The sequence below is a fragment of the Propionibacterium acidifaciens genome, assembly GCF_003798325.1.
GTDB lineage: Bacteria > Actinomycetota > Actinomycetes > Propionibacteriales > Propionibacteriaceae > Propionibacterium > Propionibacterium acidifaciens.
On record NZ_CP033719.1, the window covers coordinates 2,448,447 to 2,473,662 of the forward strand.

General features: G+C 72.0%; 25 protein-coding genes. 9 read left to right on the top strand and 16 right to left on the bottom strand.

Going from position 1 to position 25,216, the window contains the following annotated elements; all coding sequences use genetic code 11:
- Positions 1-119 precede the first annotated feature (119 nt).
- Both ispG and EGX94_RS10485 read left to right on the top strand, forming a co-directional pair.
- Entirely contained in the window at positions 120-1,268 is a 1,149-nt protein-coding gene (ispG, locus tag EGX94_RS10480; RefSeq protein ID WP_021796223.1) for a flavodoxin-dependent (E)-4-hydroxy-3-methylbut-2-enyl-diphosphate synthase, read from the top strand.
- Entirely contained in the window at positions 1,268-2,152 is an 885-nt protein-coding gene (locus EGX94_RS10485) for a GNAT family N-acetyltransferase (RefSeq protein WP_021796226.1), read from the top strand. The genes ispG and EGX94_RS10485 overlap by 1 nt, the downstream gene beginning before the upstream one ends.
- Positions 2,153-2,523: 371 nt before the next feature.
- On the opposite strand, the gene EGX94_RS14435 is transcribed toward EGX94_RS10485, so the two are convergent.
- The 5 genes from EGX94_RS14435 to EGX94_RS13925 form a co-directional block, all read right to left on the bottom strand.
- On the bottom strand, positions 2,524-2,880 hold the full coding sequence (locus EGX94_RS14435) for a PaeR7I family type II restriction endonuclease (RefSeq protein WP_021796225.1): 357 nt from the start codon (positions 2,878-2,880) through the stop codon (positions 2,524-2,526).
- 9 nt (positions 2,881-2,889) lie between these two features.
- Positions 2,890-3,243 carry a hypothetical protein gene (locus EGX94_RS13915; RefSeq protein WP_196807715.1) on the bottom strand — a complete coding sequence of 118 codons (354 nt, stop codon included), beginning with the start codon at positions 3,241-3,243 and terminating at the stop codon, positions 2,890-2,892.
- A 152-nt stretch (positions 3,244-3,395) separates the two neighbouring features.
- On the bottom strand, positions 3,396-3,791 hold the full coding sequence (locus EGX94_RS13920) for a hypothetical protein (protein WP_021796232.1): 396 nt from the start codon (positions 3,789-3,791) through the stop codon (positions 3,396-3,398).
- On the bottom strand, positions 3,788-4,006 hold the full coding sequence (locus EGX94_RS14440; protein WP_404825154.1) for an Eco57I restriction-modification methylase domain-containing protein: 219 nt from the start codon (positions 4,004-4,006) through the stop codon (positions 3,788-3,790). Before EGX94_RS14440 ends, EGX94_RS13920 begins: the two co-directional genes overlap by 4 nt.
- Positions 4,007-4,020: 14 nt before the next feature.
- Positions 4,021-4,485 carry a hypothetical protein gene (locus EGX94_RS13925; RefSeq protein ID WP_021796231.1) on the bottom strand — a complete coding sequence of 155 codons (465 nt, stop codon included), beginning with the start codon at positions 4,483-4,485 and terminating at the stop codon, positions 4,021-4,023.
- A 217-nt stretch (positions 4,486-4,702) separates the two neighbouring features.
- Here EGX94_RS13925 and EGX94_RS10500 point away from each other — a divergent pair, with 217 nt between their 5' ends.
- On the top strand, positions 4,703-6,466 hold the full coding sequence (locus EGX94_RS10500) for a proline--tRNA ligase (protein ID WP_043120023.1): 1,764 nt from the start codon (positions 4,703-4,705) through the stop codon (positions 6,464-6,466).
- A gap of 11 nt (positions 6,467-6,477) precedes the next feature.
- Here EGX94_RS10500 and EGX94_RS10505 read toward each other — a convergent pair whose 3' ends face one another.
- Positions 6,478-7,485 (bottom strand): hypothetical protein, encoded by a 1,008-nt coding sequence (locus tag EGX94_RS10505; RefSeq protein WP_028706465.1) that lies wholly within the window; start codon positions 7,483-7,485, stop codon positions 6,478-6,480.
- Between the two features lie 230 nt (positions 7,486-7,715).
- On the opposite strand from EGX94_RS10505, the gene rimP reads away from it, so the two are divergent.
- Together rimP and nusA are read left to right on the top strand one after the other, a co-directional pair.
- Entirely contained in the window at positions 7,716-8,189 is a 474-nt protein-coding gene (rimP, locus tag EGX94_RS10510; protein WP_021798327.1) for a ribosome maturation factor RimP, read from the top strand.
- Position 8,190: 1 nt separating this feature from the next.
- Complete coding sequence (gene nusA, locus EGX94_RS10515) at positions 8,191-9,183, top strand: transcription termination factor NusA (RefSeq protein WP_021798323.1); 993 nt, start codon at positions 8,191-8,193, stop codon at positions 9,181-9,183.
- Positions 9,184-9,302: 119 nt separating this feature from the next.
- On the opposite strand, the gene EGX94_RS10520 is transcribed toward nusA, so the two are convergent.
- The 4 genes from EGX94_RS10520 to EGX94_RS10535 form a co-directional block, all read right to left on the bottom strand.
- Positions 9,303-9,725, bottom strand: a complete 423-nt coding sequence (locus tag EGX94_RS10520) for a hypothetical protein (protein ID WP_051383840.1) — start codon at positions 9,723-9,725, stop codon at positions 9,303-9,305.
- On the bottom strand, positions 9,692-9,961 hold the full coding sequence (locus EGX94_RS10525; RefSeq protein ID WP_028706463.1) for a hypothetical protein: 270 nt from the start codon (positions 9,959-9,961) through the stop codon (positions 9,692-9,694). The genes EGX94_RS10520 and EGX94_RS10525 overlap by 34 nt, the downstream gene beginning before the upstream one ends.
- 643 nt (positions 9,962-10,604) lie before the next feature.
- A complete protein-coding gene (locus tag EGX94_RS10530) occupies positions 10,605-11,015 on the bottom strand; it encodes a hypothetical protein (protein WP_021798326.1) in 411 nt (136 codons plus the stop codon).
- Positions 11,005-11,460, bottom strand: coding sequence for a TetR/AcrR family transcriptional regulator (locus EGX94_RS10535; RefSeq protein WP_021798324.1), 456 nt, complete (start codon positions 11,458-11,460; stop codon positions 11,005-11,007). Before EGX94_RS10535 ends, EGX94_RS10530 begins: the two co-directional genes overlap by 11 nt.
- A gap of 102 nt (positions 11,461-11,562) precedes the next feature.
- Here EGX94_RS10535 and EGX94_RS10540 point away from each other — a divergent pair, with 102 nt between their 5' ends.
- The 4 genes from EGX94_RS10540 to truB all read left to right on the top strand — a co-directional run bounded on the left by EGX94_RS10540 (position 11,563) and on the right by truB (position 16,217).
- On the top strand, positions 11,563-11,808 hold the full coding sequence (locus EGX94_RS10540) for a YlxR family protein (RefSeq protein WP_021798322.1): 246 nt from the start codon (positions 11,563-11,565) through the stop codon (positions 11,806-11,808).
- Between the two features lie 244 nt (positions 11,809-12,052).
- Complete coding sequence (infB, locus tag EGX94_RS10545) at positions 12,053-14,878, top strand: translation initiation factor IF-2 (RefSeq protein ID WP_123826273.1); 2,826 nt, start codon at positions 12,053-12,055, stop codon at positions 14,876-14,878.
- A gap of 2 nt (positions 14,879-14,880) precedes the next feature.
- On the top strand, positions 14,881-15,303 hold the full coding sequence (gene rbfA, locus EGX94_RS10550; protein WP_021797494.1) for a 30S ribosome-binding factor RbfA: 423 nt from the start codon (positions 14,881-14,883) through the stop codon (positions 15,301-15,303).
- Positions 15,300-16,217: a tRNA pseudouridine(55) synthase TruB gene (truB, locus tag EGX94_RS10555; RefSeq protein WP_021797489.1), complete on the top strand. Its 918-nt coding sequence runs from the start codon at positions 15,300-15,302 to the stop codon at positions 16,215-16,217. Before rbfA ends, truB begins: the two co-directional genes overlap by 4 nt.
- Before the next feature lie 75 nt (positions 16,218-16,292).
- Here truB and EGX94_RS10560 read toward each other — a convergent pair whose 3' ends face one another.
- The 6 genes from EGX94_RS10560 to EGX94_RS13490 all read right to left on the bottom strand — a co-directional run bounded on the left by EGX94_RS10560 (position 16,293) and on the right by EGX94_RS13490 (position 24,732).
- Positions 16,293-16,535 (bottom strand): CstA-like transporter-associated (seleno)protein, encoded by a 243-nt coding sequence (locus EGX94_RS10560; protein ID WP_021797490.1) that lies wholly within the window; start codon positions 16,533-16,535, stop codon positions 16,293-16,295.
- A complete protein-coding gene (locus EGX94_RS10565) occupies positions 16,532-18,946 on the bottom strand; it encodes a carbon starvation CstA family protein (protein WP_051383787.1) in 2,415 nt (804 codons plus the stop codon). The genes EGX94_RS10560 and EGX94_RS10565 overlap by 4 nt, the downstream gene beginning before the upstream one ends.
- Before the next feature lie 307 nt (positions 18,947-19,253).
- Positions 19,254-20,102, bottom strand: coding sequence for a formate dehydrogenase accessory sulfurtransferase FdhD (gene fdhD / locus EGX94_RS10570; RefSeq protein ID WP_021797487.1), 849 nt, complete (start codon positions 20,100-20,102; stop codon positions 19,254-19,256).
- Between the two features lie 20 nt (positions 20,103-20,122).
- A complete protein-coding gene (fdhF, locus tag EGX94_RS10575) occupies positions 20,123-22,951 on the bottom strand; it encodes a formate dehydrogenase subunit alpha (RefSeq protein ID WP_021797491.1) in 2,829 nt (942 codons plus the stop codon).
- A complete protein-coding gene (locus EGX94_RS10580) occupies positions 22,944-24,212 on the bottom strand; it encodes a complex I 51 kDa subunit family protein (RefSeq protein ID WP_021797492.1) in 1,269 nt (422 codons plus the stop codon). Before EGX94_RS10580 ends, fdhF begins: the two co-directional genes overlap by 8 nt.
- Positions 24,205-24,732, bottom strand: a complete 528-nt coding sequence (locus tag EGX94_RS13490; protein ID WP_051245426.1) for an NADH-quinone oxidoreductase subunit NuoE family protein — start codon at positions 24,730-24,732, stop codon at positions 24,205-24,207. Before EGX94_RS13490 ends, EGX94_RS10580 begins: the two co-directional genes overlap by 8 nt.
- Positions 24,733-25,216: the final 484 nt, after the last annotated feature.

The window sequence follows — 25,216 nt, forward strand, 5'->3', positions numbered from 1 at the left end:
GCAGGACGGCCGCCGGCCGCGCCCTCGCCCGTGCGCCGCACCCGTCAGCAGGGGTCCGCGGGGCGGACGAGTGAGGCCTGGCCGGTCCCCGCTCCTGCGCCCCGGCTACCCTTGGGGGCATGGCTGACGACCTCCTCATCGACCTCCCGGACGACAAGCCGGTCCCCACCGTCGCCACACGGCGCAGGACCCGCATGATCCACGTGGGCGCGGTGGCGATGGGCGGCGACGCCCCGGTCTCCGTGCAGTCGATGACCACAACCCTCACCGCCGACATCAATGCGACGCTCCAGCAGATCGCCCAGCTCACCGCGGCCGGCTGCGACATCGTCCGGGTCGCCGTCCCGAGCCAGGACGACGCCGACGCCCTGCCGGCGATCGCCGCGAAGTCCCGGATCCCCGTCGTCGCCGACATCCACTTCAACCCCAAGTACGTCTTCGCGGCCATCGGGGCCGGCTGCGCCGGCGTCCGCGTCAATCCCGGCAACATCAAGCGCTTCGACGACAAGGTGGGCGAGATCGCCAGGGCCGCCGTCGACCACGGCACCGGCCTGCGCATCGGCATCAACGCGGGCTCCCTCGACAAGCGCCTCATGGAGATGTACCGGACCGACCCGGCCGGCGCCCTCGTGCAGTCCGCGCTCAACGAGGCCCGCCTCTTCGAGGACGTCGGCTTCCACGACTTCGCCATCTCGGTCAAGCACCACGACCCGGTCATCATGATCCAGGCCTACCGGCGCCTGTCCGAGGCCTGCGACTACCCGCTGCACCTCGGCGTCACCGAGGCCGGCCCGGCCTTCCAGGGCACCATCAAGTCCTCCGTCGCCTTCGGGGCGCTGCTGGCCGAGGGCATCGGCGACACCATCCGGGTGTCCCTGTCCGCCGACCCGGTCGAGGAGGTCAAGGTCGGCGTCAAGATCCTCGAGTCCCTCAACCTGCGGCCCCGCCAGTTCGAGATCGTCAGCTGCCCCAGCTGCGGGCGCGCCCAGGTCGACGTCTGCACGCTCGCCGAGCAGGTCACCGAGGCCCTCAAGGACATGACCGTGCCGATCCGCGTGGCCGTCATGGGCTGCGTCGTGAACGGGCCCGGCGAGGCCCGCGAGGCCGACCTCGGCGTGGCCTCCGGGAACGGCAAGGGCCAGATCATCGCCAAGGGCCAGGTCATCAGGACCGTGCCCGAGGACGAGATCGTCGAGACCCTCGTGACGATGGCCCACGAGATGGCCGCCGACTTCGCCGAGCAGGGCTCCCCGCAGGTCATCGTCTGATGCCCCTCGCCCACTCGGCCGACGCGCTCTGGCCCGTCCCGTTGCGGGGACGGGCCAGAGCACTCGGGTCGATGGACCTGCCGGCGCTGCGCGCCCTGCTGGACGAGCACCCGGTGGAGAACGTCTTCCTCAACGCGCGGCTCGATGCGGCCGGTCTCGCTCCGTCGGCCCTCGGCTGCCGCATCTGGGGCTACTTCCGGGACGGCCGACTCGTCGCCGCCTGCCATGCGGGCGCGAATCTCGTCCTCGTCGGCGACGACCCCGACGCCCTCGACGCCTTCGTCGACCGGCTCGGCCCGCGGCGCACCAGTCAGGCCATCATGGGGCGCTCGGCGACGGTGGCCGCCGTCCACGAGCGCCTCGTCGCTCGCTGGGGCCCCGCCTGGCTCGGGGCCCGCTCCCTCAGGGCCCACCAGCCGCTCATGGCCATCGACCACCCGCCGACGGTGGCCGGGGACCCGCGCGTCGGCGTCGTCGCCGACGACCGCCTCGGGCCCTACTTCGACGCCGCCGTCGCGATGTACACCGAGGAGGTCGGCGCCAGCCCGCTCGACCCGGCCAACAGCTACGCCGCGTACGTGCGGGGCCTCATCACGACCCGCCGCGCCTTCGGCGCCTACGACCCGCTCGGCGGGCGCTTCTGGTTCAAGTCCGACATCGGCGCCGTGCACGAGCGGGTCTGCCAGGTCCAGGGGGTGTGGGTCGCCCCCGACCTGCGGGGCCGGGGCCTGGCGGTGCCCGCCGTGGCCCGCGTCGTCGAGCTGGCCCGCCGGTTCCACCCCGTCGTCTCGCTGTACGTCAACGACTACAACGCCGCGGCCCGCGCCGTCTACGAGCACGTCGGCTTCCGGCAGGTCGGCGAGCTGGCGACGATCCTGTACTGAGGCCCCGGCCCGCGCCGAGGCCCGGGCTCTTCGGCTTCAGCAGAGTGCCCGGCGTAGGTCCATCGTGAACCGGTTCCGGCCGACAGTGACGCGAGGCTCCAGGAATCCGGTGGGATTGCGGGTGACACCGAGCGCCCAAGCCATGTCGTAGAGGCCGTCCTCCCTGAGACGCTCGCACATGATCGCCATGCGGTCCACGCAACCGGCGCCCCTGAACGCGGGATCGGGGACACCGATCCGCGTTCTGGCTCCAACAGGTTTCTGAGCCTCCGGAGTGATCTCCATGAGGAAGGACGTAACCACGCAGCATGGTCGCAGGGACGAGGCCCAGTTCTTGTGCTCGTTCGAGGTCCTGCGCTGCGCCGATGACCTCAGCGGCGCGGTTGTTGAGGTTCTTGCCCTCGGATCCGGCCATGGACTTGTACTCGGTGGCAAGAATCAGGTATCCCGTTGTTCAAGACGAGCGGGTCCCAGGACTTCGAGACGCGATGGTACCCGGGTGCGGTGGCTCGTCGGTCTGTGCAGCAGGTGTGCCCGGTCAGCCCGAGATCCTGGAGCTCTTCGACGATGAGCCTGTTCACACCGGCCAGATGTCTTCCACCCGTGACTGCTGCTCGTGCACCGCCCTGGGCTCGACCGGTCGCCTCGGAGAGCTCTTGCTGTCCCAGTTTGGTCGTGATCCAGAAGTCAACGGCGTTCGTGATGCGTTCCCTGTCTCGTGCGTTCATGGTGGAGACTCACAAGGTCGGGAACAGTTTCCAGGCAGCGACGTTCGCGCGCTTCCGATCATGGAGGCGGAACGCGGCTGCGAGCTCGGAGGAGGCTTCAGCCGGGACCTGATCGGGGGCTGGGATGTGCACCGTGCGCAGCACAGTGGGCTGGAATCTCAGGGTCCCGCCGCGCATCCGGACGCAGTGCGCCGCGACCTGCTTCCCGATGGGCACTGACATGAGGAGGCCGCCGAGTGCATCCAAGTCCCACTCAGTGCTGATGAACCATGTCAGACCGTGGTGCGGGTAGAACCCCCTCGGGACGCGGACTGGATGGGCATGGAGTTTCAGGTCCTGCACCACCAGCAGGTCCTGCTCCATGAGAGAGGGGTTGGATGAGTCGGTCGTCCGCCACCAGTGTGTGGATCTTTTCGCGACGTTCCGTGACATCGGCTGGTCACGGTGCGCCTCGTAGAAACGGCGCAGCAGCGGATACTCGTCGATCGGGACAAGAGCGCGGCCCGCCCATGGGCTCACAAGGTGTTCACCGGTCCACTCGAACCGGGGCCCCTGACCGCGTCGGGAGTGGCCATGGGAATCATGCGGTCCGGTTCCACAGTGGCCTGTCGTTGAATGCAGACCGTGTCGGCACCCGTGGCGATCCCGATGCCCGGTGTGACGCCTGCCTGCTCGATCTGGGGCATGGTGTCGAGCTTGGCGGGCCAGGCGAGCTCCTCTGGTGTGCCATCAGGCCATATGCCACTGGTGGTATGACAGTGATCCATACGGGCGGTGGTGGCATCGAGGTTGCGGTATCCGTCGGTGGGAGTGGCTCGCCATGCGAGGTGGTCGCGGGCGGCATCCCCTCCGAAATGCTCGGACGCGGTCGCGAGGCGCACCGTGCCCTGCGCGCCGCGGTGGATGTTCACGATCGCGGGATAGGCGCGAGATAGGCGCTGACTCTGTCGTCGAACGCGTCTGCGTCATGCATGACGAGGACGTCATCGACGCTGAAATCGCGCACAATCTTCGCGCGCAGCCCCTTTCCGTAACCACTGCGCATCCACCGGTCTGCGCAGATGAACAGCAGTCGACCATCGGGCCTGAGGAGATCGGGGACGCGTTCGAAGAAACCGACGAGGATGTCAGCTCATCCACTCATGGTAGGGCATTTTCTCCACCCATGGTAGGGCATTTTCGACGGTAGGTCGCGAGCAGTGCCGGATCGAGGTTCCCCACCCGGATGCATGGGGGATCGCCTATCGCAAGATCAGCGGTCGGGACGTCGCCGAGGAGAAAATCCCCTGTGTGGAACCAAGCGGCGGCCAATTCAACGGCCATCGGGCAGCCTGCACTGGTCAGGATCGCTGCGGCGAGTTTCCGACAGGTCATGACGTGCTCGGTGCGCAGGTCGTAGCCGCGCAACGCGTCGAACATGGATTCCCAGCGTGCCCCGCTCATCGCGAGCCGCCTCACCATCGGGCCCACGAACGCGCCGGACCCGATGCTCGGTTCCACGACGCGAAGGGTCGGGACATCACCGGTGCAGCCGGCCAAGTCCAGGGTGAGATCGACAACCCGACGACGGGTGGAGACCTCGCCGGTGGTTGTGATCGTCATCATGCACCTCCGGGCAGAGCTTCTCACGTGACGGTCGCATTACCGCCATGCACCGACATCCGGTGCGCTCCCGTGTCCGAGGCGCCGAACCATTCGGATCCCCCGGGTGCATTCGATCCGACCGGCGCCGGCAGACGACCTGCGGGGCGCCTCGCCCGTCCGGCACTAGGATTGGCACGGCACCGCTTCGAGAAAGGCCCCAGGACCCGTGATCACCCGAATGAGCAAGCTCTTCGTCCGCACGCTGCGCGATGACCCGGCGGACGCGGAGATCCCCAGCCACCGCTTCCTCGTCCGGGCCGGGTACATCCGCCGCGTCGCCCCCGGCGTCTACGCCTGGCTGCCGCTCGGCCTGCGGGTCCTGTCACGGGTCGAGGCCATCGTTCGCGAGGAGATGGACGCCATCGGTGCTCAGGAGGTCCGCCTGCCGGTCCTGCTGCCGCGCGAGCCCTACGAGACCACCGGCCGCTGGACCGAGTACGGCCCGAACCTCTTCCGGCTGGTCGACCGCCGGGGGGCCGACATGCTCCTCGGGCCCACCCATGAGGAGATGTTCACCCTCATGGTCAAGGACCTCTACTCCTCCTACAAGGACCTCCCGGTCACGTTGTACCAGATCCAGAACAAGTACCGCGACGAGGCCCGACCGCGCGCCGGCGTGCTGCGCGGGCGAGAGTTCGTCATGAAGGACTCCTACTCCTTCGACGTCGACGACGAGGGCCTGGACGCCAGCTACCTGAGGCACCGCGGGGCCTACATCCGCATCTTCGACCGCCTCGGCCTCGACTACGTCATCGTGAGGGCGAACGCCGGCGCCATGGGCGGCTCGGCCTCGGAGGAGTTCCTGGCCGTCGCCGAGAACGGCGAGGACACCTTCGTGCGCTCCCCGGGCGGCTACGCCGCCAACGTCGAGGCCGTCGCCGTGCCGGCGCCCGAGCCGGTGCCGTGCGAGGACGCCCCCGCGGCGCGGGTCGTCGACACGCCCGACGTGCCGACCATCGACACGCTCGTCGAGCTGCTCAACAGCGCCCACCCCCGGCCCGACCGCCCCTGGACCGCCGCGGACACCCTCAAGAACGTCGTCTTCATGACCGTGACCCCCGACGGCACCCGCGAGCCGGTCGTCATCGGCCTGCCGGGCGACCGCGCCGTCGACCCCAAGCGCCTCGCGGTGGCCGTCCAGCCCGCCGAGGTCGACGACTTCACCGACGAGGACTTCGAGAGGTACCCGCAGCTCGTCAAGGGCTACATCGGTCCGGCCCGCGACGGCGCCCAGTTCCTCGGCGCCGAGGCCCCCGCCGGGGTGCGCTACCTGCTCGACCCCCGGGTCGTGCCCGGCACCAGCTGGGCGACCGGCGCAAACGAGCGCTTCCGGCACGTCATCGGGCTGGTCGCCGGGCGCGACTTCATCGCCGACGGCGTCGGCGACGTCGCCGAGATCCGCGAGGGCGACCCGGCCCCCGACGGCTCGGGCCCGCTGAGCCTGGCCCGCGGCGTCGAGATGGGCCACATCTTCCAGCTCGGCCGCAAGTACGCCGAGGCCCTCGGACTGAAGGTCCTCGACCGCAACGGCCGGCTCGTCACCGTCACCATGGGCTCCTACGGCATCGGCGTCACCCGGGCCGTCGGCATGATCGCCGAGGCCGCCTGCGACGAGAAGGGCCTGTGCTGGCCGCGCGAGGTCGCGCCGTTCCAGGTGCAGGTGCTCGCCACGGGCAGGGGCGCCGAGATCATCGACAGGGCGACCGGGATCGCCGAGGCCCTCGACGCTGCCGGCGTGCCCGTCCTGCTCGACGACCGCAAGGCGAGCCCGGGCGTGAAGTTCAACGACGCCGAGCTGCTCGGCATGCCCACCCTCGTGGTCGTCGGCCGCGGCCTGGCCGACGGCGTCGTCGAGCTGCGCGACCGCGCCAGCGGCTCCCGGCGCGAGGTCGGGGCGGACGAGGCCGTCGAGCAGGTGCTCGCCGTCGTCCGCGGCGGGTGAGACGCGGCCGTTCACACCCAGCCGGGCCACCAGCAGGTGCCGAGCCCCCGGGCCGGCGCCTGACCGGCCTGCGCGACGGCCCGGTCGAGGATCTCGTCCAGCCCGTAGGGGAGGCCCGCGCCGGGCGAGCCGGTGCCGGAGGGGCCCGCCGACTCGCCCGCGCCGGGGGTGGCGGCGGCCAGGCGCAGCCAGCCGGCGAGCACGGCGTCCTCCAGGCCGGCCCAGATCCCGTCGCGCGAGTCCTCGTCGTCGGGATCGCCGCCCAGCTCGTACTCCAGTTCGGGGCCGGCCGTCCGCCCGCCCGCCGCGGCGATCCGCTCGGCCGCCTCGACGCGCAGGGCCTCGACCTCGTCGCGGCGCGCCGACATGTCGGCACGGGTGCCGCCCGAGCGGCCGATCATCGTCTCCAGCCCGTAGCGCAGGGCGTCGAGGCGGCTCACGAGCGCGTCGGCGGAGTCCAGGGCGGTGCCGGGCTCGACGTGCACCGGGACGGCCCGCCCGGCGACGGGCGCGGGGAAGGGGTCAGGACCGCCCAGCGCCACCGCCGCGCGGCCGGCGAAGACCGCCAGCGAGCACCAGAGCATGCGCATCGAGGAGTCCTGCTCGCCGGACGCCGCCGCACGGTGCGAGGCCTCCGCGTCGCGGTAGGCCTGCGCGAGGGCGCCGGAGGGCTCGGGGGAGGGGGCCGGCGTCGACGGCTCGGCGATCGGGGAGGGGTCGGCGCGCGTGCCGCCCAACGGGTCGGCCTGCAGGAGCACCCGGACGTGCGAGGAGTGCGCGGCCGCCGCCGCCTCGTACCACGCGGCGAGCCCGGCGTCCTCGTCGGCGGCCGCGTCGGCGCGGCGGGCCTCGACGAATGCGCCCAGACCGGCCTCGACGCCGGCCCCGACGCGCCGGGGGTCGTCGGGCGCCAGGGTGTGCGACGCCGCCGAGGACCCGGCCGACACGACGGGCGAGGGCGCGCAGGCCGCGAGCGCGCCGAGGGCCGGGACGGCCAGAATCATCCTGCGGGAGACCATGCCCCACACCCTAGTGCGGGCGCCCGTCCGGCCCCGGGGCCGCGCCCCGCCCCCTGGACGTCCACCTGCCGGGCCTCTGGGGCATCCCCGTCTCTGGGGCACCCCCGCCCCCATGCCCGCGACGGCCCCTCCCGCCCCGTCCGCCGGCCCTCGTCGTCGGGTCTGCGGACGGGCGGGCCCGGCTATGCTGGAAGGCACAACCGAACCGACAAGAGGATGAGGGCCGGCCTGTGAACGAATCAGCGTTGGTAGCCGTGCTCGAGCCCATCGTGGCCGCGCACGGACTCGAATTGGACGATCTCACCGTGGTGAACGCCGGCAGGCGCAGCGTCCTGCGCATCGCGCTCGACGGGGACGGTCCCGACGGCCGCGGTCCCACCATCGACGACATCGCCGAGGCCACGCGCGCCATCTCGGCCGCGCTCGACGACTCCGACGCCATCGGTGAGCATCCCTACACGCTCGAGGTCGGCTCCCGCGGCGTGTCCGCGCCGCTCGAGCGCCCGGCGCACTGGCGCCGCAACGTCTCCCGCCTGGTCCGGATCACCCCCGTCGAGGGCGAGCGCTTCGTCGGGCGGATCCGCGCCGTCGACGACACCGGCGCCGAACTCGACGTCGACGGGCGTCGTCGGCGCCTCGGCTTCGACGCGGTGCGCCGCGCCGTGGTCCAGGTCGAGCTGAACCGCAGGGACGAGGAGGTCTGAGATGGACGTGGACATGACGGCCCTGAGGGCCATCGGCAACGAGAAGGACATCTCCTTCGACTACTTGGTGCGCGCCATCGAGGACGCGCTCTACAACGCCTACACGAAGACCGGCAGCCCCAAGCCGGGCGCTCGGGTCGTGCTCGACCGCCGCTCCGGCAGGGCCTCGGTCATGGTCCCCGAGCGCGACGAGGCCGGTGAAGTCGTCGGCGAATACGACGACACCCCCGCCGACTTCGGCCGGGTCGCCGCCTCGACCGCCCGCCAGGTGATCTTCCAGCGGCTGCGCGAGGCCGAGGACGAGCGCACGTACGGCAAGTTCAGCGCCTCCGAGGGCGACATCCTCACCGGCGTCGTCCAGAAGGACGGCGGCAGCAGGACCGTGCGCGTGGACCTGGGCGAGACCGAGGGCTTCATGCCGCTGGCCGAGCAGACCCCCGGCGAGAACTACGAGCACGGCAAACGCCTGCGCGTCTACGTCGTGAGCGTGCGCATGGAGGCCCGCGGACCCCGGGTCATGGTCAGCCGCACCCACCCGAACCTCGTGAAGAAGCTCTTCGAGCTCGAGGTCCCCGAGGTCGAGCAGGGCGTCGTGGAGATCATGGGCATCGCCCGGGAGGCCGGCCACCGCTCGAAGATCGCGGTCGTCTCGCACAACCCCGACGTCTCGGCCAAGGGCGCCTGCATCGGTCCGATGGGCCAGCGGGTGCGCGCCGTCATGCACGAGCTGAACGAGGAGAAGATCGACATCGTCGACTGGTCCGAGGACCCCGCCGTGTACGTCGGCAACTCGCTGAGCCCCGCCAAGGCGGTCACCGTCCAGATCATCGACCGGGCGGCCCGCACGGTGCGCGTCATCGTGCCGGACTACCAGCTCTCCCTGGCGATCGGCAGGGAGGGGCAGAACGTCCGGCTCGCCGCGCGCCTCACCGGCTGGAGGATCGACATCAAGCCCGATATCACCCCCGATTCACCCTCTGTAACAGCCAGTTGACCCGGGCATATCGGTGTGGTAGGTTTCTAATAGGTCGCGAGTGACCGGTTGAGGGGTGAATCATCCTCCCGCTCTCGCACCGAAGGCTGGGATCCCAGGGGGTGGGGATCCCAGCCGCTTCACTTAACCCCCTGGGCGGCGCCCGTCGCGCCGCCCAGGGGTCTCATCGCACGTCGCGTCGCTCGAAACCGACGAAGCCGACTGCGAGCAGGGGCCATCGCGATGCCGCCGACGACGAGGAGCCCGGTCCACGGGGCGTCGTCCGCGGTGATGTTCGGTACGTGGCCTATGGGGCTGATCGACATCGCTTGGTCCGGGAACCTGAACGTCGGGCCCAGCAGGGTGATGCCGAAGGTCGCCACGATGCCCGCCCCTCCGAGGGGGCGCAGCGTCGGACGCGTGGCGACGACCGCCGTCGCGAGCCCGACGAGCAGCCAGACGGCCGGGACCGTGCAGGCGGCCTGTTCCAGGGCCTCGCCGAACGTGATGGCCGTGCCCCCGAGCGCGTTCACCAGGCCGATGCCGGCGTCGGCGACGAGCATCGCGCCTCCGGACGAGCCGAGCGCCACGAGGACGGCGCGAGGTAGCGGTCGCGGCGCAGCGGGCCGGCCAGCAGCGGTTCCGCGCGGCGGTCGAGCTCCTCGGCGCGGACGCGCATGACGATCTGCGTCCCCAGGACCGCGGCGACGACGTCCAGCAGCTGCCCAGTCGTGACGATGAACGCGGACGACAGCTCGTCCTCGTCCATCCGGCCGGAGACGAGGAGGGCGGAGACCACCGGGTCGTCCGGTCAGGATCGAGCCGACCGAGGTGCCCGGCGAGCCCATGGTGAGGTCGAGCACGGCGAAGGCGGCGCCCCACCGGCCCAGCGCGCTGTGGAGGCGCCAGGTCAGGGCCAGGACGGCCCAGTGCGGCGCGTGGGCGGGACCGGTCGGGGAGGGACGATGCCGCCGCTGAGGTCCCGGTGCTCGGCGGCGGCCAGGGCCGCGACGAGCAGCGCGGCCGTCAGCCCGAGCGCCGCGAGCAGCGGCAGCGGGTCGTTCTCGACGGCCGGACCGGTCCGCTCGAACCGGCCGAACGGGGTGAGCCACTGCGTCCGGTCCGGCGCGTCGTTCGCGTCGAGGCAGCCCCGGACGACGTAGAGCGCCCGGGCCGCCGAACGCGCGGGATCCGGCGGCGTGCGCGTCCGCGCCGAACTGGGCGGTGAGCGCGCCGAAGACCAGCGCGGAGACCGCGAAGGTCGCCGCCGGGACGAGCGTCGGGACGGCCCCGCCGCCGAACGCGCGGGTGAGCGCGAAGCAGAACGTGCCGAGCGCGGTCGCGAACAGGACCAGCAGGACAACCAGCAGGACAATCGGCACGAGCAGCCGGCTCCGACGGCCGATGACGCCCGAGGCGACGGGCTCGGCGCACCCGCAGTCTCATCCTCGCTCATCCTCGCGGGTGTCGCGCGCGACGAGCAGGACCGCCATGAGACCGGACAGCAGGGAGCCGAGCGTCCCGGACCGCCAGGCGGTGGAGCCGTCGACGGTCATCAGGTCACGGGCCGGCCCGAGGACCAGGTCGATCGCCGGATCGGAGGACATGGCCACGGCCAGCGCCGCGCGGTCCTCGGCAGTCGGTAAGACCACCGGCGGGCGGCGACCGAGCTCGCCGACGGGGTGCCGACGAGGACGATCCAGGGCGCGGTGCCCCGGACGTCCCGGCGCAGCGTCATCACGAGCAGCGGCCGCACCCCCGGCCCCGACCGCCAGGTCGGGGCCGGCGAGGGCGATGGTGGCTCCGAACCGCTTGACCAGCCCGCGTGCGAGGATCACCGTGTCAGCGCCCACGGTCGTCCTCCGGACGGGCCCGGTGACCGTCCTTCGGTGGGGCGCCGAGCGCCAGGTCGGCCCGGATGGCCGGCTCGAGCAGCTCGACGAGTCGTTCGGCGTCCAGACCCGCCGGCGGCTCCACACCCATGAGCCCGCGGATGACGACCGTGCCCAGCAGGTGCGAGGCGACGAGGGTCAGGCGCAGCCGGGCCTGCTGGGGGGAGAGGCCCTCGAGGCGCGCCGAGACGGGTTCGACGGCCGCCGTCGAGAGGAAGTCGACCAGGGCGCCGAAGCGCTCGGGGTCCTCGAGGGCGCGGCGCAGGAGGGCCCTCATCTGGGGCCCGCTGCGCGGGCTCTCCCAGATGTCGACGAAGGCCCTCACGATCACCTCGGGCAGTTCGCCGGCCGTGCCGATCGCCTCGAAGCGGGCGAGGACCTCCTGCGGCTCGACGGGGATCTCCATCGCCTGCCGGAACAGGCCCTCCTTGCCGCCGAAGCAGTGGGTTGATGGGGGACGGGTCGACTCCGGGCGGGGCCCGGCGGCGGCCCCGGCTATCCTGACCGGGTGAGCGCCTCCCGTCCGATCCGCACCTGCGTCGGCTGCCGCCGCACCGACGAGCGGTCCGCGCTGCGCCGGTACGTGCGCACCGACCGGGGGCTGGTGCTCGACGAGGCCGGTGGTGCGCCCGGGCGGGGCGTCTGGGTGCATCCGGACCGCCGGTGCTGGGACGGGGCGCTGCGCGGAGGATTCGCCCGCGCCCTGCGCGCCCCCGTGCGCCCCGACGAGATCGACCGGCCTCCGTTCGAGTAGCGCCGCGGACGGCGTCCGCGCGGTCGTCGACGCCCGTCACCGGTTGGTCTGCGAGGGGTGCCGCGGAGTAGACTGATTCGTGCGCGCCATTGCGGCGCGCGTTCATTCGTGCCGTGAGGTGCGGTGTGTTCCCAGTGATCTTCAGAAAGTGGGCTAACGCTCATGACCACTCGATGAGTACGCAGCAATGAGCACAACCGACGACTAACCGGTCCTGGCGGACGCCCGGACCTGAAGGAGAGTAGTGGCCAAGGTCCGCGTCTACGAGCTCGCCAAGGAGCTCGGACTCGAAAGCAAAGAACTTCTGGCGAAGCTGAAGGACATGGGCGAGTTCGTCCGGTCCGCCTCGTCGACCATTGAAGCCCCCGTGGTGCGCAGGGTGACCGAGAAGGTCCGGTCCGAGCGCACGGGGGGCGATGGCGATTCGTCGTCCGCCGCCAAGCCGGCCGCGAAGGCCCGGCCCGCGCGCTCGTCCGCGCCGACGGTGGGCTCGTCCGCACCCGCCGCGCGTCCTGCGGCCCGTCCCGGCGCCCCGAAGCCGGCCGCGCCCTCCGGCGCCCCCAAGCCGGGCGCCCGCCCGCGTCCTGGCGGCAGGGCCCAGGGCTCCGCCTCGCCGTCGGCGCCCGCCTCCGGTCCGGCTCCGCGCCCCGGCGCCCCGGCCCGTTCCGGCGCCCGCCCGACCCCCGGCCCGCGCCCGGCCGCCCCCGCGCCGCGTCCCGGTCGGGGCTCCGGCGCCCGTCCCGGCCCGCGCCCCGGGGGTTCCCGCGCGGGGGCGACCGGCGGCCTGCCCACCGGTCGCGGCGGCCGCCGCGGCGGTGCCCCGCGTCCCGGGAACAACCCGTTCAGCCAGTCCCAGGGGATGGGTCAGCAGCGCCGCGGCCAGGGCCGTTCCGCCGAGGGCGCCCGGCCGCACGCGCCCCGTCCCGGCGCCACCGGCGGTCTGCCCCGCCCCAACCCGGCGATGATGCCCAAGCGTCACAACTCCCAGCTGGCCCCGGCCGGCTCACGCTCCACCCGCGGCGGCGGTCGCGGGCGCGGCAGCGGCGGCCCCGGCCGCGGTGGCGGCGGCTTCCGCGGCGGCCCCGGCATGGGCGTGCCCCTCGGCGGCGGTCGCGGCGGCCGTGGCGGCCGTGGCGGCTCCGGCACGCAGGGCGCCTTCGGGCGCGGCGGCGGGAACCGCCGCGGTCGCAAGAGCCGCAAGCAGCGCAGGCAGGAGTTCGACGAGATGCAGGCGCCGACGATCGGCGGCGTGCGCATCAAGCAGGGCAATGGCGAGACCGTTCGGCTGCGCCGCGGCTCCTCGTTGACCGATCTCGCCGAGAAGATCGGCGCCGATCCGGCCGCCCTCGTGCAGGTCCTGTTCAATCTGGGCGAGATGATCACGGCCACCCAGTCGGTCCCCGACGAGACCCTCGAGGTCCTCGGCGCCGAGCTGAACTACACCATCGACGTGGTCTCGCCCGAGGACGAGGACCGCGAGCTCCTGGAGAGCTTCGACCTGGAGTTCGGCGAGGACGAAGGCGACGAGTCCGACCTCGCCCCGCGCCCCCCGGTCGTCACCGTCATGGGCCACGTCGACCACGGCAAGACGAAGCTGCTCGACGCGCTGCGCCACACGCACGTCGTCGAGGGCGAGGCCGGCGGCATCACCCAGTCGATCGGCGCCTACCAGGTGCAGGCGGAGGTCGACGGCGAGGACCGTCCGATCACCTTCATCGACACCCCCGGTCACGAGGCCTTCACCGCCATGCGGGCCCGCGGCGCCAAGTCCACCGACATCGCGGTGCTCGTCGTCGCGGCCGATGACGGCGTCATGCCCCAGACCATCGAGGCCCTCAACCACGCGAAGGCCGCCGATGTGCCGATCGTCGTCGCGGTGAACAAGATCGACAAGCCCGGCGCCGACCCCACCAAGGTGCGCGGTCAGCTGACCGAGTTCGAGCTGGTCCCCGAGGAGTACGGCGGCGACACCATGTTCGTCGACGTCTCGGCCGTCACCGGTCAGGGCCTGGACGACCTGCTGCAGGCCATCGTCCTCACCGCCGACGCCGCCCTGGACCTGCGGGCCAATCCCGACATGGACGCCCAGGGCGTCGCCATCGAGGCCCACCTCGACAAGGGCCGAGGTCCCGTGGCCACCGCCCTGGTCCAGCGAGGCACCCTGCGCAAGGGGGACTCGATCGTCGCGGGCTCGGCCTACGGCCGCGTGCGCGCCCTCGTCAACGACCACGGCGAGCAGGTCGACGAGGCCACGCCGTCGATGCCGGTCCAGGTGCTCGGCCTGACCAGCGTCCCCGGCGCCGGCGACAACTTCCTGGTCGTCGAGGACGACCGCATGGCCCGCCAGATCGCCGAGAAGCGCGAGGCCCGCATCCGCGCCGCCCAGCAGGCCGCGTCGAGCCGCCGTCGCACGCTCGACGAGCTGTTCGAGCAGATGGAGAAGGGCGAGACCAACGAGCTGCTGCTCATCCTCAAGGGCGATTCGGCCGGCTCGGTCGAGGCGCTGGAGGACTCGCTCAGCCAGATCGACGTGGGCAACGAGGTCGACCTGCGCGTCATCGACCGCGGCGTCGGCGCCATCACCGAGACCAATGTCACGCTGGCGGCCGCGTCCGAGCCGCACGCCGTCATCATCGGCTTCAACGTACGTCCGACCGTCCAGGCCGCCCGCATGGCCGACCAGGACAACGTCGACGTGCGCTACTACACGGTCATCTACGACGCGATCGACGAGATCGAGGCCGCCCTCAAGGGCATGCTCAAGCCGGTCTACGAGGAGAGGACGCTCGGCACGGCCGAGATCCGCGAGATCTTCCACTCCTCCAAGGTGGGCAACATCGCCGGCTGCATGGTGCTCGACGGCATCATCCGGCGCAACGCCACGGCGCGCCTGGTGCGCGACGGCGTCGTCGTCGCCGAGACCTCGATCAACTCGCTGCGTCGGGAGAAGGACGACGTCACCGAGGTCCGCGAGGGCTTCGAGTGCGGCCTCACGCTGGGCTACTCCGACATCCGCGTCGGCGACCAGATCGAGACCCACGAGATGGTCGAGAAGGAGAGGGACAAGTAGGGATGCCCAGCCCTCGCATCGCCAGGCTCGAGGACCGGATTCAGGTCATCGTCGCGCAGCTGCTCCAGACGCGCGTCAAGGACCCGCGCCTCGGCTTCGTCACCGTCACCGACGTGCGGCTCACGGGCGACGCCCGCGAGGCCACCGTCTTCTACACGGTGATGGGGGCCGAGGCGGATCTGGCCGCCACCGCTGCGGCGCTCGAGTCGGCGAAGGGCCTGCTGCGCTCGGCCGTGGGCAGGCGGCTCGGGCTGCGCTTCGTCCCGACGCTGGCCTTCGTGCCCGACGCGACCACCGCGACCGCCGCCGACATGGAGGCGCTGCTCGCCCGGGTCCGTCGGGCCGACGCCGAGCTCGAGGCCCGCAGGGGCACCAGCTTCGCCGGTGAGGCCGACCCCTACCGGGCCGACGGAGGGGCCGAGTGAGCGGCCGGGCGGCGTCGACCGGCCCCAGCGGCCTGATCGTCATCGACAAGCCGGCGGGTCTCACTTCCCACCAGGTGGTGGGGCGCTGCCGGCGGCTCTACGCGACCCGGCGCGTCGGGCACGCCGGCACGCTCGACCCGATGGCCACCGGGGTGCTCATCATCGGCGTCAACCGGGCCACCCGTCTGCTCGGCCGCTTGGCCCTGCACGACAAGTCCTACACGGCCACCATCCGGTTGGGGAGCTCGACCGTCACGGATGACGCCTCCGGGGAGGTCCTCACGAGCGCCGACGCCTCCGGCCTGGCCGACGCGGCCGTCGAGGCCGCCGTCGCCGCGCTGCGCGGGCCGATCATGCAGGTTCCGAGCGCCGTCTCGGCCATCAAGGTGAACGGGCGGCGCTCCCACGCCCGGGTGCGCGCCGGCGAGCGGGTCGAGCTCGCCGCCCGCCCGGTCACCGTCGACGAGTTCACCGTGCTCGGACGGCGCAGCCACGACGGCCTGACCGATCTCGACGTCGTCGTCACCTGCTCCTCGGGCACCTACGTGCGGGCCCTGGCCCGGGACCTCGGCTCCGCCCTGGGGGTCGGCGGCCACCTCACCGCCCTGCGCCGCACCCGCATCGGCGGTCACCGCATCGAGGACGTCTGGGCCCTGCCGGACCCCGACGACCCCGAGGCCGTCGCGCCGCCGCTCATGAGCATGGCCGATGCGGCCAGGATCAGCCTTCCGGTGCTCGACATCGATGCCGACCAGTGCGTCGCCGTCGGCCACGGCGCCGCGCTGCCCATCGACGTGCCCGCCGGGCCCACCGGCCTCATCGACCCGCAGGGGCGGCTCGTCGCCCTCTACCGCCCGGACGGGCCGGGTCGGGCCCGCCCGGTGGCGGTGCTCATCGGCGGGGACGGCCCCTGACAGACGCCCGGGGCGGCGGGGCCGGACGCGCGAACGGGGCGGCCCCGCCGCATGCCCGGACCGCCCCGCGGTCGCTCAGCAGCAGCCCGACTGGACGTTCCCCTCGTCGACGGCGATGCGCGCCCGCCAGAACCGGCGCTCGCTCATCGGCTCGTGTCCGGGATGCTCCAGGCGGTGCCGTAGCACGTACCTGTCGTACGCCGACTCGCCGGTGAAGTCGCGCCACAGCGCCCGCGCCGGGTCCAGCAGCCTCCGGACGCGCCCGGGTCCCGCGGGCCCGGGCAGCGGTGGACGGGCCGCGCCGGGGGATCGGCTCATGTCCCGTCCCCCGTCCCGGTCCCTGCCGTCTGGAGCCGGGCGGCCCGTTCGGCCTGCTTGAGGCCCGGGATGAGCGCCGGGTCGCCGACGACCTCGTACTCGGCGGCGCACTTGCGGTCGAGCGCTGAGGGGACGAACGTGCAGGGGGCGAAGAAGTTCGACTCCTGGCGCGGGTCCTCCGAGGTGCTCGGGTCGCCGGTGCGCAGTGTCCGGACGACGCGGACGATGCCGCAGGCCATGACGAACGCCACCGTCACGAGGAAGACGATCGACAGCGTGCCCTGGATGAAGGTGTTGCGCTCGATGGCCCGCTGGACGGCGATCTGGTCGGCGTCGGTGAGCGAGGCCAGCTTGGCCCGGGCATCGCGCCACTGCTGCCAGTAGCCCAGCGCCGAGTCGTGCGAGAAGATCTTCTGCCAGCTCGCGACGAAGGTCACCACCGTGTCGAAGACGAGCGGGATGATCGGGATCCACACGTACCGGGCGTAGCCCTTGCGCACCACCATGACGGTGACGACGAGCAGCGCCACGGCGGCGATGAGCTGGTTGGCGATGCCGAACAGCGGGTAGAGCGTCTGGATGCCGCCGCGCGGGTCCGTGACGCCCATGAGCAGCAGGGAGCCCCAGGCCGCCACAACGATGGCGGTGGTGATCCATGCGCCGACCCGCCAGGAGGGATCGGCGAACCGCGGGATCGCATTGCCCAGGGCATCGGAGAGCTGGAAGCGCGCGACCCTCGTGACCGCGTCGACCGCCGAGAGGATGAACAGGGCCTCGAACATGATCGCGAAGTGGTACCAGAAGCCCATCATCGTGCGCCCGCCGCCGACCTGGTGGAGGATGTGCGCCATGCCCACGGCCAGGGTCGGTGCGCCGCCGGTGCGCGAGACGATCGAGGTCTCGCCGACGTCCTCGGCGACGGCCCGGTAGGCGTCGCCGTCGTGGACGGTGATCGTGTTGCCGTTCTCGTCCCAGGTCTCCCAGGTCGCGCGGATCCGGTCGCCGTGGACGTCGGTGACCCCGAGGTTCTGCACGGCCTCGGCGGTGATGTCCTCGCGGTTGCCGGCCGACTGGACGACGGCGCTGCCGGCCAGCTTGTCGACGGTGGCCGTCGAGGTGTTCATGCCGAAGTAGATGCCCTGGTTGAGGCTCACCGCGGCGGCCATGGCCATGACGGCCACGAAGGACTCCATGAGCATGCCGCCGTAGCCGATCATGCGGGTCTGCGACTCCTTCTGGATCATCTTGGGGCTCGTGCCCGAGGAGACCATGGCGTGCATGCCGGACAGGGCGCCGCAGGCGATCGTGATGAACAGGAACGGGAAGATCGACCCGGCGAAGACCGGGCCGGCCGTGTTCGTCGCGAACTCGGTGACGGCGGGCATCTCGACGATGGGGCGCACGATGAGGATGCCGAGGGCCAGGACGACGATCGTGCCGACCTTCATGAAGGTGGACAGGTAGTCGCGCGGGGTGAGCAGCATCCACACGGGCAGGACCGCGGCGAAGAAGCCGTAGACGATCATCGCCCACACGAGGGCGGTGGGGGACAGGTGCAGGTGCGCCCGGCCGAAGGCCGAGTCGGCGACCCAACGCCCCGCGACGATGACGCCGATGAGGATGACGAAGCCGACGATCGACACCTGGGTGATCCTGCCGGGCTGGACGAAGCGCAGCCACAGGCCCATCGCGATGGCGATCGGGATGGTGCAGCCGACCGAGAAGACGCCCCATGGGGAGGCGGCCAGTGCGTTGACGCAGATCATGGCGAGCACGGCCAGGACGATCATGAGCATGACGAAGACGATGACGGTTGCGACGATGCCGCCGACCTTGCCGATCTCGTCGGTGGCCATCTGGCCGAGCGAGCGGCCGCCGCGGCGCATCGAGAAGAACAGGACGAGCATGTCCTGGATGGCCCCTGCCAGGCAGACGCCGACGATGATCCACAGCGTGCCCGGGAGGTAGCCCATCTGCGCGGCGAGCACGGGGCCGACGAGCGGGCCGGCGCCGGCGATGGCGGCGAAGTGGTGGCCGTAGAGGACGATCCGGTTCGTCGGGTCGAAGTCCTTGCCGTTGTTGATGCGCTCGGACGGCGTCGCGTTCGTGTCGTCGGGGCGCATGATCGTGCGCTGGACGTACAGCGCGTAGAAGCGGTAGGCGATGACGTAGGTGCACACCGCGGTGATGACGAACCAGATCGTGTCGACCCGTTCGCCCCGTACGGCGGCGAGCATCGTCCAGCCGAGCACGCCCAGCGCGGTGATGGCGACCCACAGGACGATCCGTCGGGGCGTCCATCTGCTGTCGGGTCTGATGCCGACCGGTACGCCCTTCGAGTTGCGGATGACGCGCCGCTCCTCCTCGGGCGTGTAGGTGGGCAACGCGGATGCTGATGTCTGTTCGGCCATGAAACTGATCACCTGGATCTGTCCGGATGCTTGCAGGGAAGGTCGACCGGGTCGGCCGGGACGGAGCCTGCGCCCCGGATCCCGACCACGATCCGACCGGGGGCGGATCCGGCGCCGCGGGCCGCATCGGTGCGGTCGTCGGCGCCGGGGTCCGGGCACCCGGTGCTCATGCTAGGGCCCCGGCCCGTTCCCTGACCAGTGGTCGGAGCCGGGTTCGGACAACTCGGCGTCCGCCGTGAGCGAGCCGATGACAAGCGGGGACGCCGGGTCACGACGACGGGGCGGGCGCGCCGGACTGAGGATGCCCTCAGTGCCTGCCCCGGAGGATCCGCTCGGAGTTCGCGTAGATGCTCATCCGGTCGCCTCGCACGAAGCCGGCCAGTGTCAGCCCGGTCTCGTCGGCGGTGCGCACGGCCAGGGCGGTGGGCGCCGAGATGCCCGCCAGGACGGGGATCCCCGCCAGGACGGACTTCTGCGCGAGTTCGAAGCCGATGCGCCCCGAGACCATGAGCACGCAGCCGGTCGCCGGGCGGCGCCCGGAGAGCATCGCCCAGCCGACCACCTTGTCGACGGCGTTGTGCCGTCCGATGTCCTCGCGGGCCACGAGCAGCTCGCCGTCGGAGCCGAACAGCGCTGCGGCGTGCGTGGCGCCGGTGCTGGAGAAGGCCCGTTGGGCGCGGCGGAGCTCGTCGGGCAGCCCGAGGACCGTGCCCGCCGCCACGGAGGTGCGGTCGGCGCGCAGGTCGAAGCGGGAGTCGCGCCGCAGGGCCTCGATCGCGTCGGTCCCGCAGATGCCGCAGGCGGACGAGGTCACCGTCGTGCGGCCGGCCCTCGGCGGCGGGACGGAGTCGGCGAGGGCGATCTGCAGGACGTTGTAGGTGTTGCGCGCCAGCCCGGTCTCCTCGTCCTCGACGGTGCCCGTGCAGTAGCGGGCGCTCACGACGTCCTCCGGACCGGCGATGACGCCCTCGGCGGAGAGGAAGCCGTGCGCCAGCTCCAGGTCGTGGCCGGGGGTGCGCATCGTCGTGGCGTAGCTCGTCGCGCCGAGACGGATCTCGAGGGGCTCCTCGACGGCGAGCGTGTCGACGGCGGTCGTGCCCTCGGGGTGGCGCCCGTCGAGGCGCACGACGCGGTGCCGCGTGGTGACCCGGCCCATGGCTCGTCCTCCCCGCGCCCTCAGAGCAGCGCGGGTTCGTGGAGTCCGCTCAGGTGCCCGGGGACGGGCGCGTCGGCGGTCTTGGCGACCCTGACGGCGCAGACCTTGAACTCGGGGATGAAGCACAGCGGGTCGGTCGCGTCGTTCGCCACCACGTTCGGGTTGCCCTCGGCGAAGTGGAAGGTCATGAAGGCCTCGCCCTCGCCGACCCGGTCGCCGACCCAGGCCTGCGTCTCGATGGCGCCGCGCCGCGAGCTGACCCGCACCCGGTCGCCCTGGGCGATGCCGAGGGCGTGCGCGTCGGTCTCGTTGAGCTGGATGTAGGACTGGGAGGCCAGCCGCTCCAACCCCTCGGTGCGGTGGGTCATCGCGCCGTTGTTGTAGTGGTAGAGCATGCGGCCGGTGCTCATGAGGATCGGGTAGTCCTCGTCGGGCGCCTCGTCCGGCTCCTGGTACTCGGTGGGGTAGAAGTAGCCGCGGCCGCGCTTGAACGCGCCGACGTGGAGGATCGGCGTGCCCGGGTGGTCCTTCGAGGGGCAGGGCCACTGCAGCGACTCGCCGGCGTCCAGCCGGGCGTGCGAGATGCCGCCGAAGTCGGGGTCGACGAGGGCGATCTCGTCCATGATGTCGGCCGCCGTGTCGAGCGTCTCGGGGTAGCCCATGCGCCGCATGAGCTCGGCGAAGATCCACGTGTCGAGGCGGGCGTCGCCGGGGGCGTCGACGGCCTTGCGCACGCGCTGGACGCGGCGCTCGGTGTTGGAGAAGGTGCCCTCCTTCTCGACGTACGCCGAGCCGGGCAGGACGACGTCGGCGAGCTCGGCCGTCGGCGTCATGAAGAGCTCGTCGACGACGAGCAGGTCGAGCGCCTCCAGCCCGGCCCTCACGTGGGCGGTGTTCGGGTCGGTGACGATCGGGTCCTCGCCGAAGATGAACAGGCCCCTGACGCGGCCCTCGGCCGCGGCGCCGAACACCTGGGTGGCGCGCAGGCCGGTCTCGCGGGGCAGCGCCCGGCCCCAGACGCGCTCGAACTTCTCCATGACCCCCGGCGCGTCGTAGCGCTGGTAGCCGGGCAGATTGTGGGGCTCGCAGCCCATGTCGCAGGCGCCCTGCACGTTGTTCTGGCCGCGCAGCGGGTTGATGCCGCAGCCCGGCCGGCCGTACTTGCCGACGACCATCGCCAGGTTCGACAGCGCCATGACGTTCTGGGTGCCGCTCGTGTGCTCGGTGACGCCCAGGCAGTAGATGATCGGGGCCCGCTCGGCCCGGGCGTAGATCTCGGCGGTCCGGTACAGGTCGGCCACCGGGATGTGGCACAGTCGCGCCACCTTCTCCGGCTCGTAGCCCGCGACGATCCCGCGCAGGGCCTCGAAGCCCTCGGTGCGCTCGGCGATGAACCGCTCGTCGGCCCAGCCCCGGGAGATGATGATGTTCACCAGTGCGTTGGCGAAGGCGATGTCGGTGCCGGGCCTGATGGGCAGGTGGAGCTCGGCCATCGAGGCGAGGTCGGTCCGGCGCGGGTCGACGACGACGAGCCGGGCGCCGGCCCGCACCGCGGCGCGGATCTGCGCCCCCATGACCGGGTGCGCCTCGGTGGTGTTGGAGCCGACGAGCAGGATCGCGTCGACGTCGTGGGTGACGTCGCAGATCGTGTTCGTCATGGCGCCCGAGCCGAGCGTCGTGGCCAGGCCGGTGACCGAGGCCGAGTGGCAGACGCGCGCGCAGTTGTCGACGTTGTTGGTGCCGATGCCGGCGCGCATCAACTTCTGGAACATGTAGTTGTCCTCGTTGGGCGCACGCGAGCACGAGAAGCCGGCGATGGCGTCCGGGCCGTCCTCGGCGATGATGGTCCTCATCCGGTCGGCGATGAGGTCGAGGGCCTCGTCCCAGCTCGCCGTGCGGAAGCGCCCGTCCTCCTTGACGAGGGGATCGGTGAGGCGGTCGGTCGAGGCGGCGAACTTGTAGGAGCCGAACTTGCCCTTGACGCACAGGATGCCCCGGTTGGCCGGGCCCCAGGCCGGTTCGACGCCCACGACCCGCCCGCCGGCGACCTGGAGCTCGAGCTGGCAACCGACGCCGCAGTGCGGGCAGGTGGTGACGACCCTGTCCTCGACCTGCCAGTCGCGGTAGCCGCGCTGGTGGTCCTTGGCCTCGAGCGCGCCGACGGGGCACACCGAGACGCAGTTGCCGCAGGACTCGCAGTTGGTGAGATCCCAGGGCATCTCCCAGCTCGTCGACATCCGGGTGTCGAAGCCGCGCTGGGTGAGGGCGATGACGTTGCGGCCCTGCAGCTCGCCGCAGGCGCGCACGCAGCTCCGGCACATGATGCAGCGGTCGGCGTGGAAGGCGAGGAAGGGGTTGGACGAGTCGACCCGGTGCCCGATGAAGCGGCCGGAGGGGAAGTCCGTGCGGTCGATGCCGTACTGCAGCGAGTAGTCCTGCAGCCGGCAGTCGCCGTTGGCGGCGCACCGGAAGCAGTCGAACTCGTGGTTGGAGCAGAGGAGGTCGAGGAGGAAGCGGCGGGATTCGACGATCTCGTCGTCCGTCGTGACGACCTCCATGCCCTCGGCCACCGGCTCGGCGCACGAGACCTTCAGCCCCGTGCGGCCCCGGTGGGTGACCCGCACCGTGCACATGCGACAGGAGCCGTCGGGGGCGAGCTCCCTCATCTCGCACAGCGTGGGGATCTCGATCCCCAGCTCCCGGCAGGCCTCCAGGACGGTGCGGTCCTCGGGCACGTCGTACTCGCCGCCGTCGATCGTCATGCGGACGGTCGGGGTCGCGGCGGCGCCGGCCGGGGCGGACCGCCCGCCGTCGGGGCGGACCGGATTCGGTGCCGGGGTGTCAGACATGGCTGGGCTCCTTCGCGAGGGCCGCCTCGAAGGCGGCGGGTGCGCCGTCGAGGGCGCTGAGGACGGGGACGTCGATGGACTCCCCGAGGCCGCAGGCCGACAGCTTGTGGACCTGCTCGGTGGTGGTGCGCAGCCGCTCGAGGTCGTCGGGCTCGCCCCGGCCGGCGACCAGCCGCTCGAGGACCTCCCAGACGCGGGTCGTGCCGAGGCGGCAGGGCGTGCACTTGCCGCACGACTCCTTGCGGAAGAAGACCATCACCTGGCGCAGGTAGTCGACGACGTCGACCGTCTCGTTCATCACGACGATCGCGCCCGAGCCGATCGCCTTGCCGCCGGACCACTCGTCGTCGTAGTCGTAGGGGGCGTCCAGGCAGCCCTCGAAGCCGATCGGCCCCGAGTGCCCGCCGCAGTGGACGAAGCCGAAGCCGCCCCCGACGACGCCGCCGCCGAACTCGGGGGCCCAGATGAGCTCGCGCAGCGTGTACCGCCCGAAGGGCACCTCGTAGACGCCCGGGTGGGCGACGTGGCCGCAGAGGGAGATGAGCTTCATGCCGCCGCCGTGCTCCGAGCCCTGGTCCCTGTAGTGCTCGCCGCCGTTGGCCAGGACGAGCGTGACGTCGGCGTAGCTCTCGACGTTGTTGACGAGGGTCGGCTTGCCGTGGAGGCCGACTTCGGCCAGGTGCGGGGGCTTGATGCGCGGGCGGCCCGGCTTGCCCTCGATCGAGTTGAGCATGGCCGAGTTCTCGCCGCAGACGTAGGCGCCTCCCCCCGCGACGGTGTCGATGTCGTAGTCGAAGCCCTCGATGCCCAGGACGCCGCGCCCGAGCAGGCCGGCCTCGCGGGCCTGCTCGAGGCAGGCGCGCAGGATGCCGAACTCCTCGGGGTACTCGCCGCGCACGTAGATGATGCCCTTGGGCGAGCCGAAGACGCGACCCGCGATCGTCATCCCCTCGATGACCGAGTAGGGGTTCTTCTCGAGGAGGATCTGGTCCTTGAAGGTGCCCGGCTCGCCCTCGTCGGCGTTGCAGACGATGTACTTGGGCGAGCCGTCGATGCGGGCCAGCTGACCCCACTTGCGGCCGGTGGGGTAGGCGGCGCCGCCGCGGCCGCGCACGTAGGCGGTGGAGATCTCCTCGATGACCGCGTCCGGGGCCATCGTCACGGCCCTGCGCAGCCCCTCGTAGCCGCCCTGGCCGAGGTAGACGGACAGCTGCTTCTGGTCCTCGTCGTCGCCGACGTGCTCGAGCAGGCGGTCATACATGGCGGCCCACCCGCTCCTGTTCGTCGGCGCGGCCCCGCTCGGCGGCCCCGTCGGCGACGAGGCGGTCGACGAGCCCGCGGAGCGCGGCGGGGGAGACCCGGTGGTGCACCCTGCCGTCGATCTTGACGTTCGGCGCGCTGGCGCAGCGGCCGAAGCACGGGACGGTCTCGAGGCAGACGGCGCCGTCCGGGCTCACCTCGTCCACGGCGACGCCCAGCCGCTCGGCGGCGACGTCCTGGAGGGCCCGTCCGCCCTGGAAGAAGCAGGGGGTGCTCTCGCAGATCTCCACGTGGTGCCGCCCGTGGGGCTCGGGGTGGAGCATGTGGTAGAAGGTGACGATCTCGTAGATCCCGGTGGTCGTCATCCCCAGGTCGGCCGCCACCTGCGCGGCGGCCTCCCGGCCGACGTAGTGCTCGGGGCAGGCGTGCTGGACGTCCTGGAGGATCGACAGGATGTGCTCGCGCGAGTGGCCCCAGCGCTCGAGGATCCCGGCGACCTCGTCGCGGGTCGGATCGGTCATCGTTCGTTCTCCTCCGAACAGCTCGGGATCATGGCCCGCCGCCGGCTCCCGCCGGGCGCCGGGGCGCTCCGCTCGGCGGACACGGTCCGGATCGGCCCGTCCCACCGGCTCAGGCCCACGATAGTCGCTTCTCACGGCCGGAACCGCCCGGGGACCGGTGACGGTTCGCGTGTCGGCCGTCGCGGCGGGCGTCCAACCCCCGATCGGCGTCGTCGCTTGCGGCGGCGGGGGGCGGATCCGGCGGAGCGCAGCGCGGTGAGTGGAGGCTCGCCTCGTCCCGTCCTCGGCGCCGGCGCTCCGCGCGGGCGGCGGGCGCCTGGGAGGAAGTGCGCCGCCCGGCATAATCCGGTGCACATCTTGCATTTTTCCTGCGAGAACCCCTCTCGAACTGGCATTCGGCGCCGAGAGGTGAAAACTTGTTCTGCGGCTTCCCCCTAGGGGGTTGGGTCGGGTCGCATCCTCTGCGCACGGGCTCGTGGGAATT

Bases quoted from the DNA above. Each gene is read 5' to 3' on its own strand.
- ispG (WP_021796223.1), top strand. From the start codon at position 120: ATGGCTGACGACCTCCTCATCGACCTCCCGGACGACAAGCCGGTCCCC.
- EGX94_RS10485 (WP_021796226.1), top strand. From the start codon at position 1,268: ATGCCCCTCGCCCACTCGGCCGACGCGCTCTGGCCCGTCCCGTTGCGG.
- EGX94_RS14435 (WP_021796225.1), bottom strand. From the start codon at position 2,880: ATGAACGCACGAGACAGGGAACGCATCACGAACGCCGTTGACTTCTGG.
- EGX94_RS13915 (WP_196807715.1), bottom strand. From the start codon at position 3,243: ATGGAGCAGGACCTGCTGGTGGTGCAGGACCTGAAACTCCATGCCCAT.
- EGX94_RS13925 (WP_021796231.1), bottom strand. From the start codon at position 4,485: ATGATGACGATCACAACCACCGGCGAGGTCTCCACCCGTCGTCGGGTT.
- EGX94_RS10500 (WP_043120023.1), top strand. From the start codon at position 4,703: ATGAGCAAGCTCTTCGTCCGCACGCTGCGCGATGACCCGGCGGACGCG.
- EGX94_RS10505 (WP_028706465.1), bottom strand. From the start codon at position 7,485: ATGGTCTCCCGCAGGATGATTCTGGCCGTCCCGGCCCTCGGCGCGCTC.
- nusA (WP_021798323.1), top strand. From the start codon at position 8,191: ATGGACGTGGACATGACGGCCCTGAGGGCCATCGGCAACGAGAAGGAC.
- EGX94_RS10520 (WP_051383840.1), bottom strand. From the start codon at position 9,725: ATGCTCGTCGCCGACGCCGGCATCGGCCTGGTGAACGCGCTCGGGGGC.
- EGX94_RS10535 (WP_021798324.1), bottom strand. From the start codon at position 11,460: ATGGAGATCCCCGTCGAGCCGCAGGAGGTCCTCGCCCGCTTCGAGGCG.
- rbfA (WP_021797494.1), top strand. From the start codon at position 14,881: ATGCCCAGCCCTCGCATCGCCAGGCTCGAGGACCGGATTCAGGTCATC.
- EGX94_RS10560 (WP_021797490.1), bottom strand. From the start codon at position 16,535: ATGAGCCGATCCCCCGGCGCGGCCCGTCCACCGCTGCCCGGGCCCGCG.
- EGX94_RS10565 (WP_051383787.1), bottom strand. From the start codon at position 18,946: ATGGCCGAACAGACATCAGCATCCGCGTTGCCCACCTACACGCCCGAG.
- fdhD (WP_021797487.1), bottom strand. From the start codon at position 20,102: ATGGGCCGGGTCACCACGCGGCACCGCGTCGTGCGCCTCGACGGGCGC.
- fdhF (WP_021797491.1), bottom strand. From the start codon at position 22,951: ATGTCTGACACCCCGGCACCGAATCCGGTCCGCCCCGACGGCGGGCGG.
- EGX94_RS10580 (WP_021797492.1), bottom strand. From the start codon at position 24,212: ATGTATGACCGCCTGCTCGAGCACGTCGGCGACGACGAGGACCAGAAG.
- EGX94_RS13490 (WP_051245426.1), bottom strand. From the start codon at position 24,732: ATGACCGATCCGACCCGCGACGAGGTCGCCGGGATCCTCGAGCGCTGG.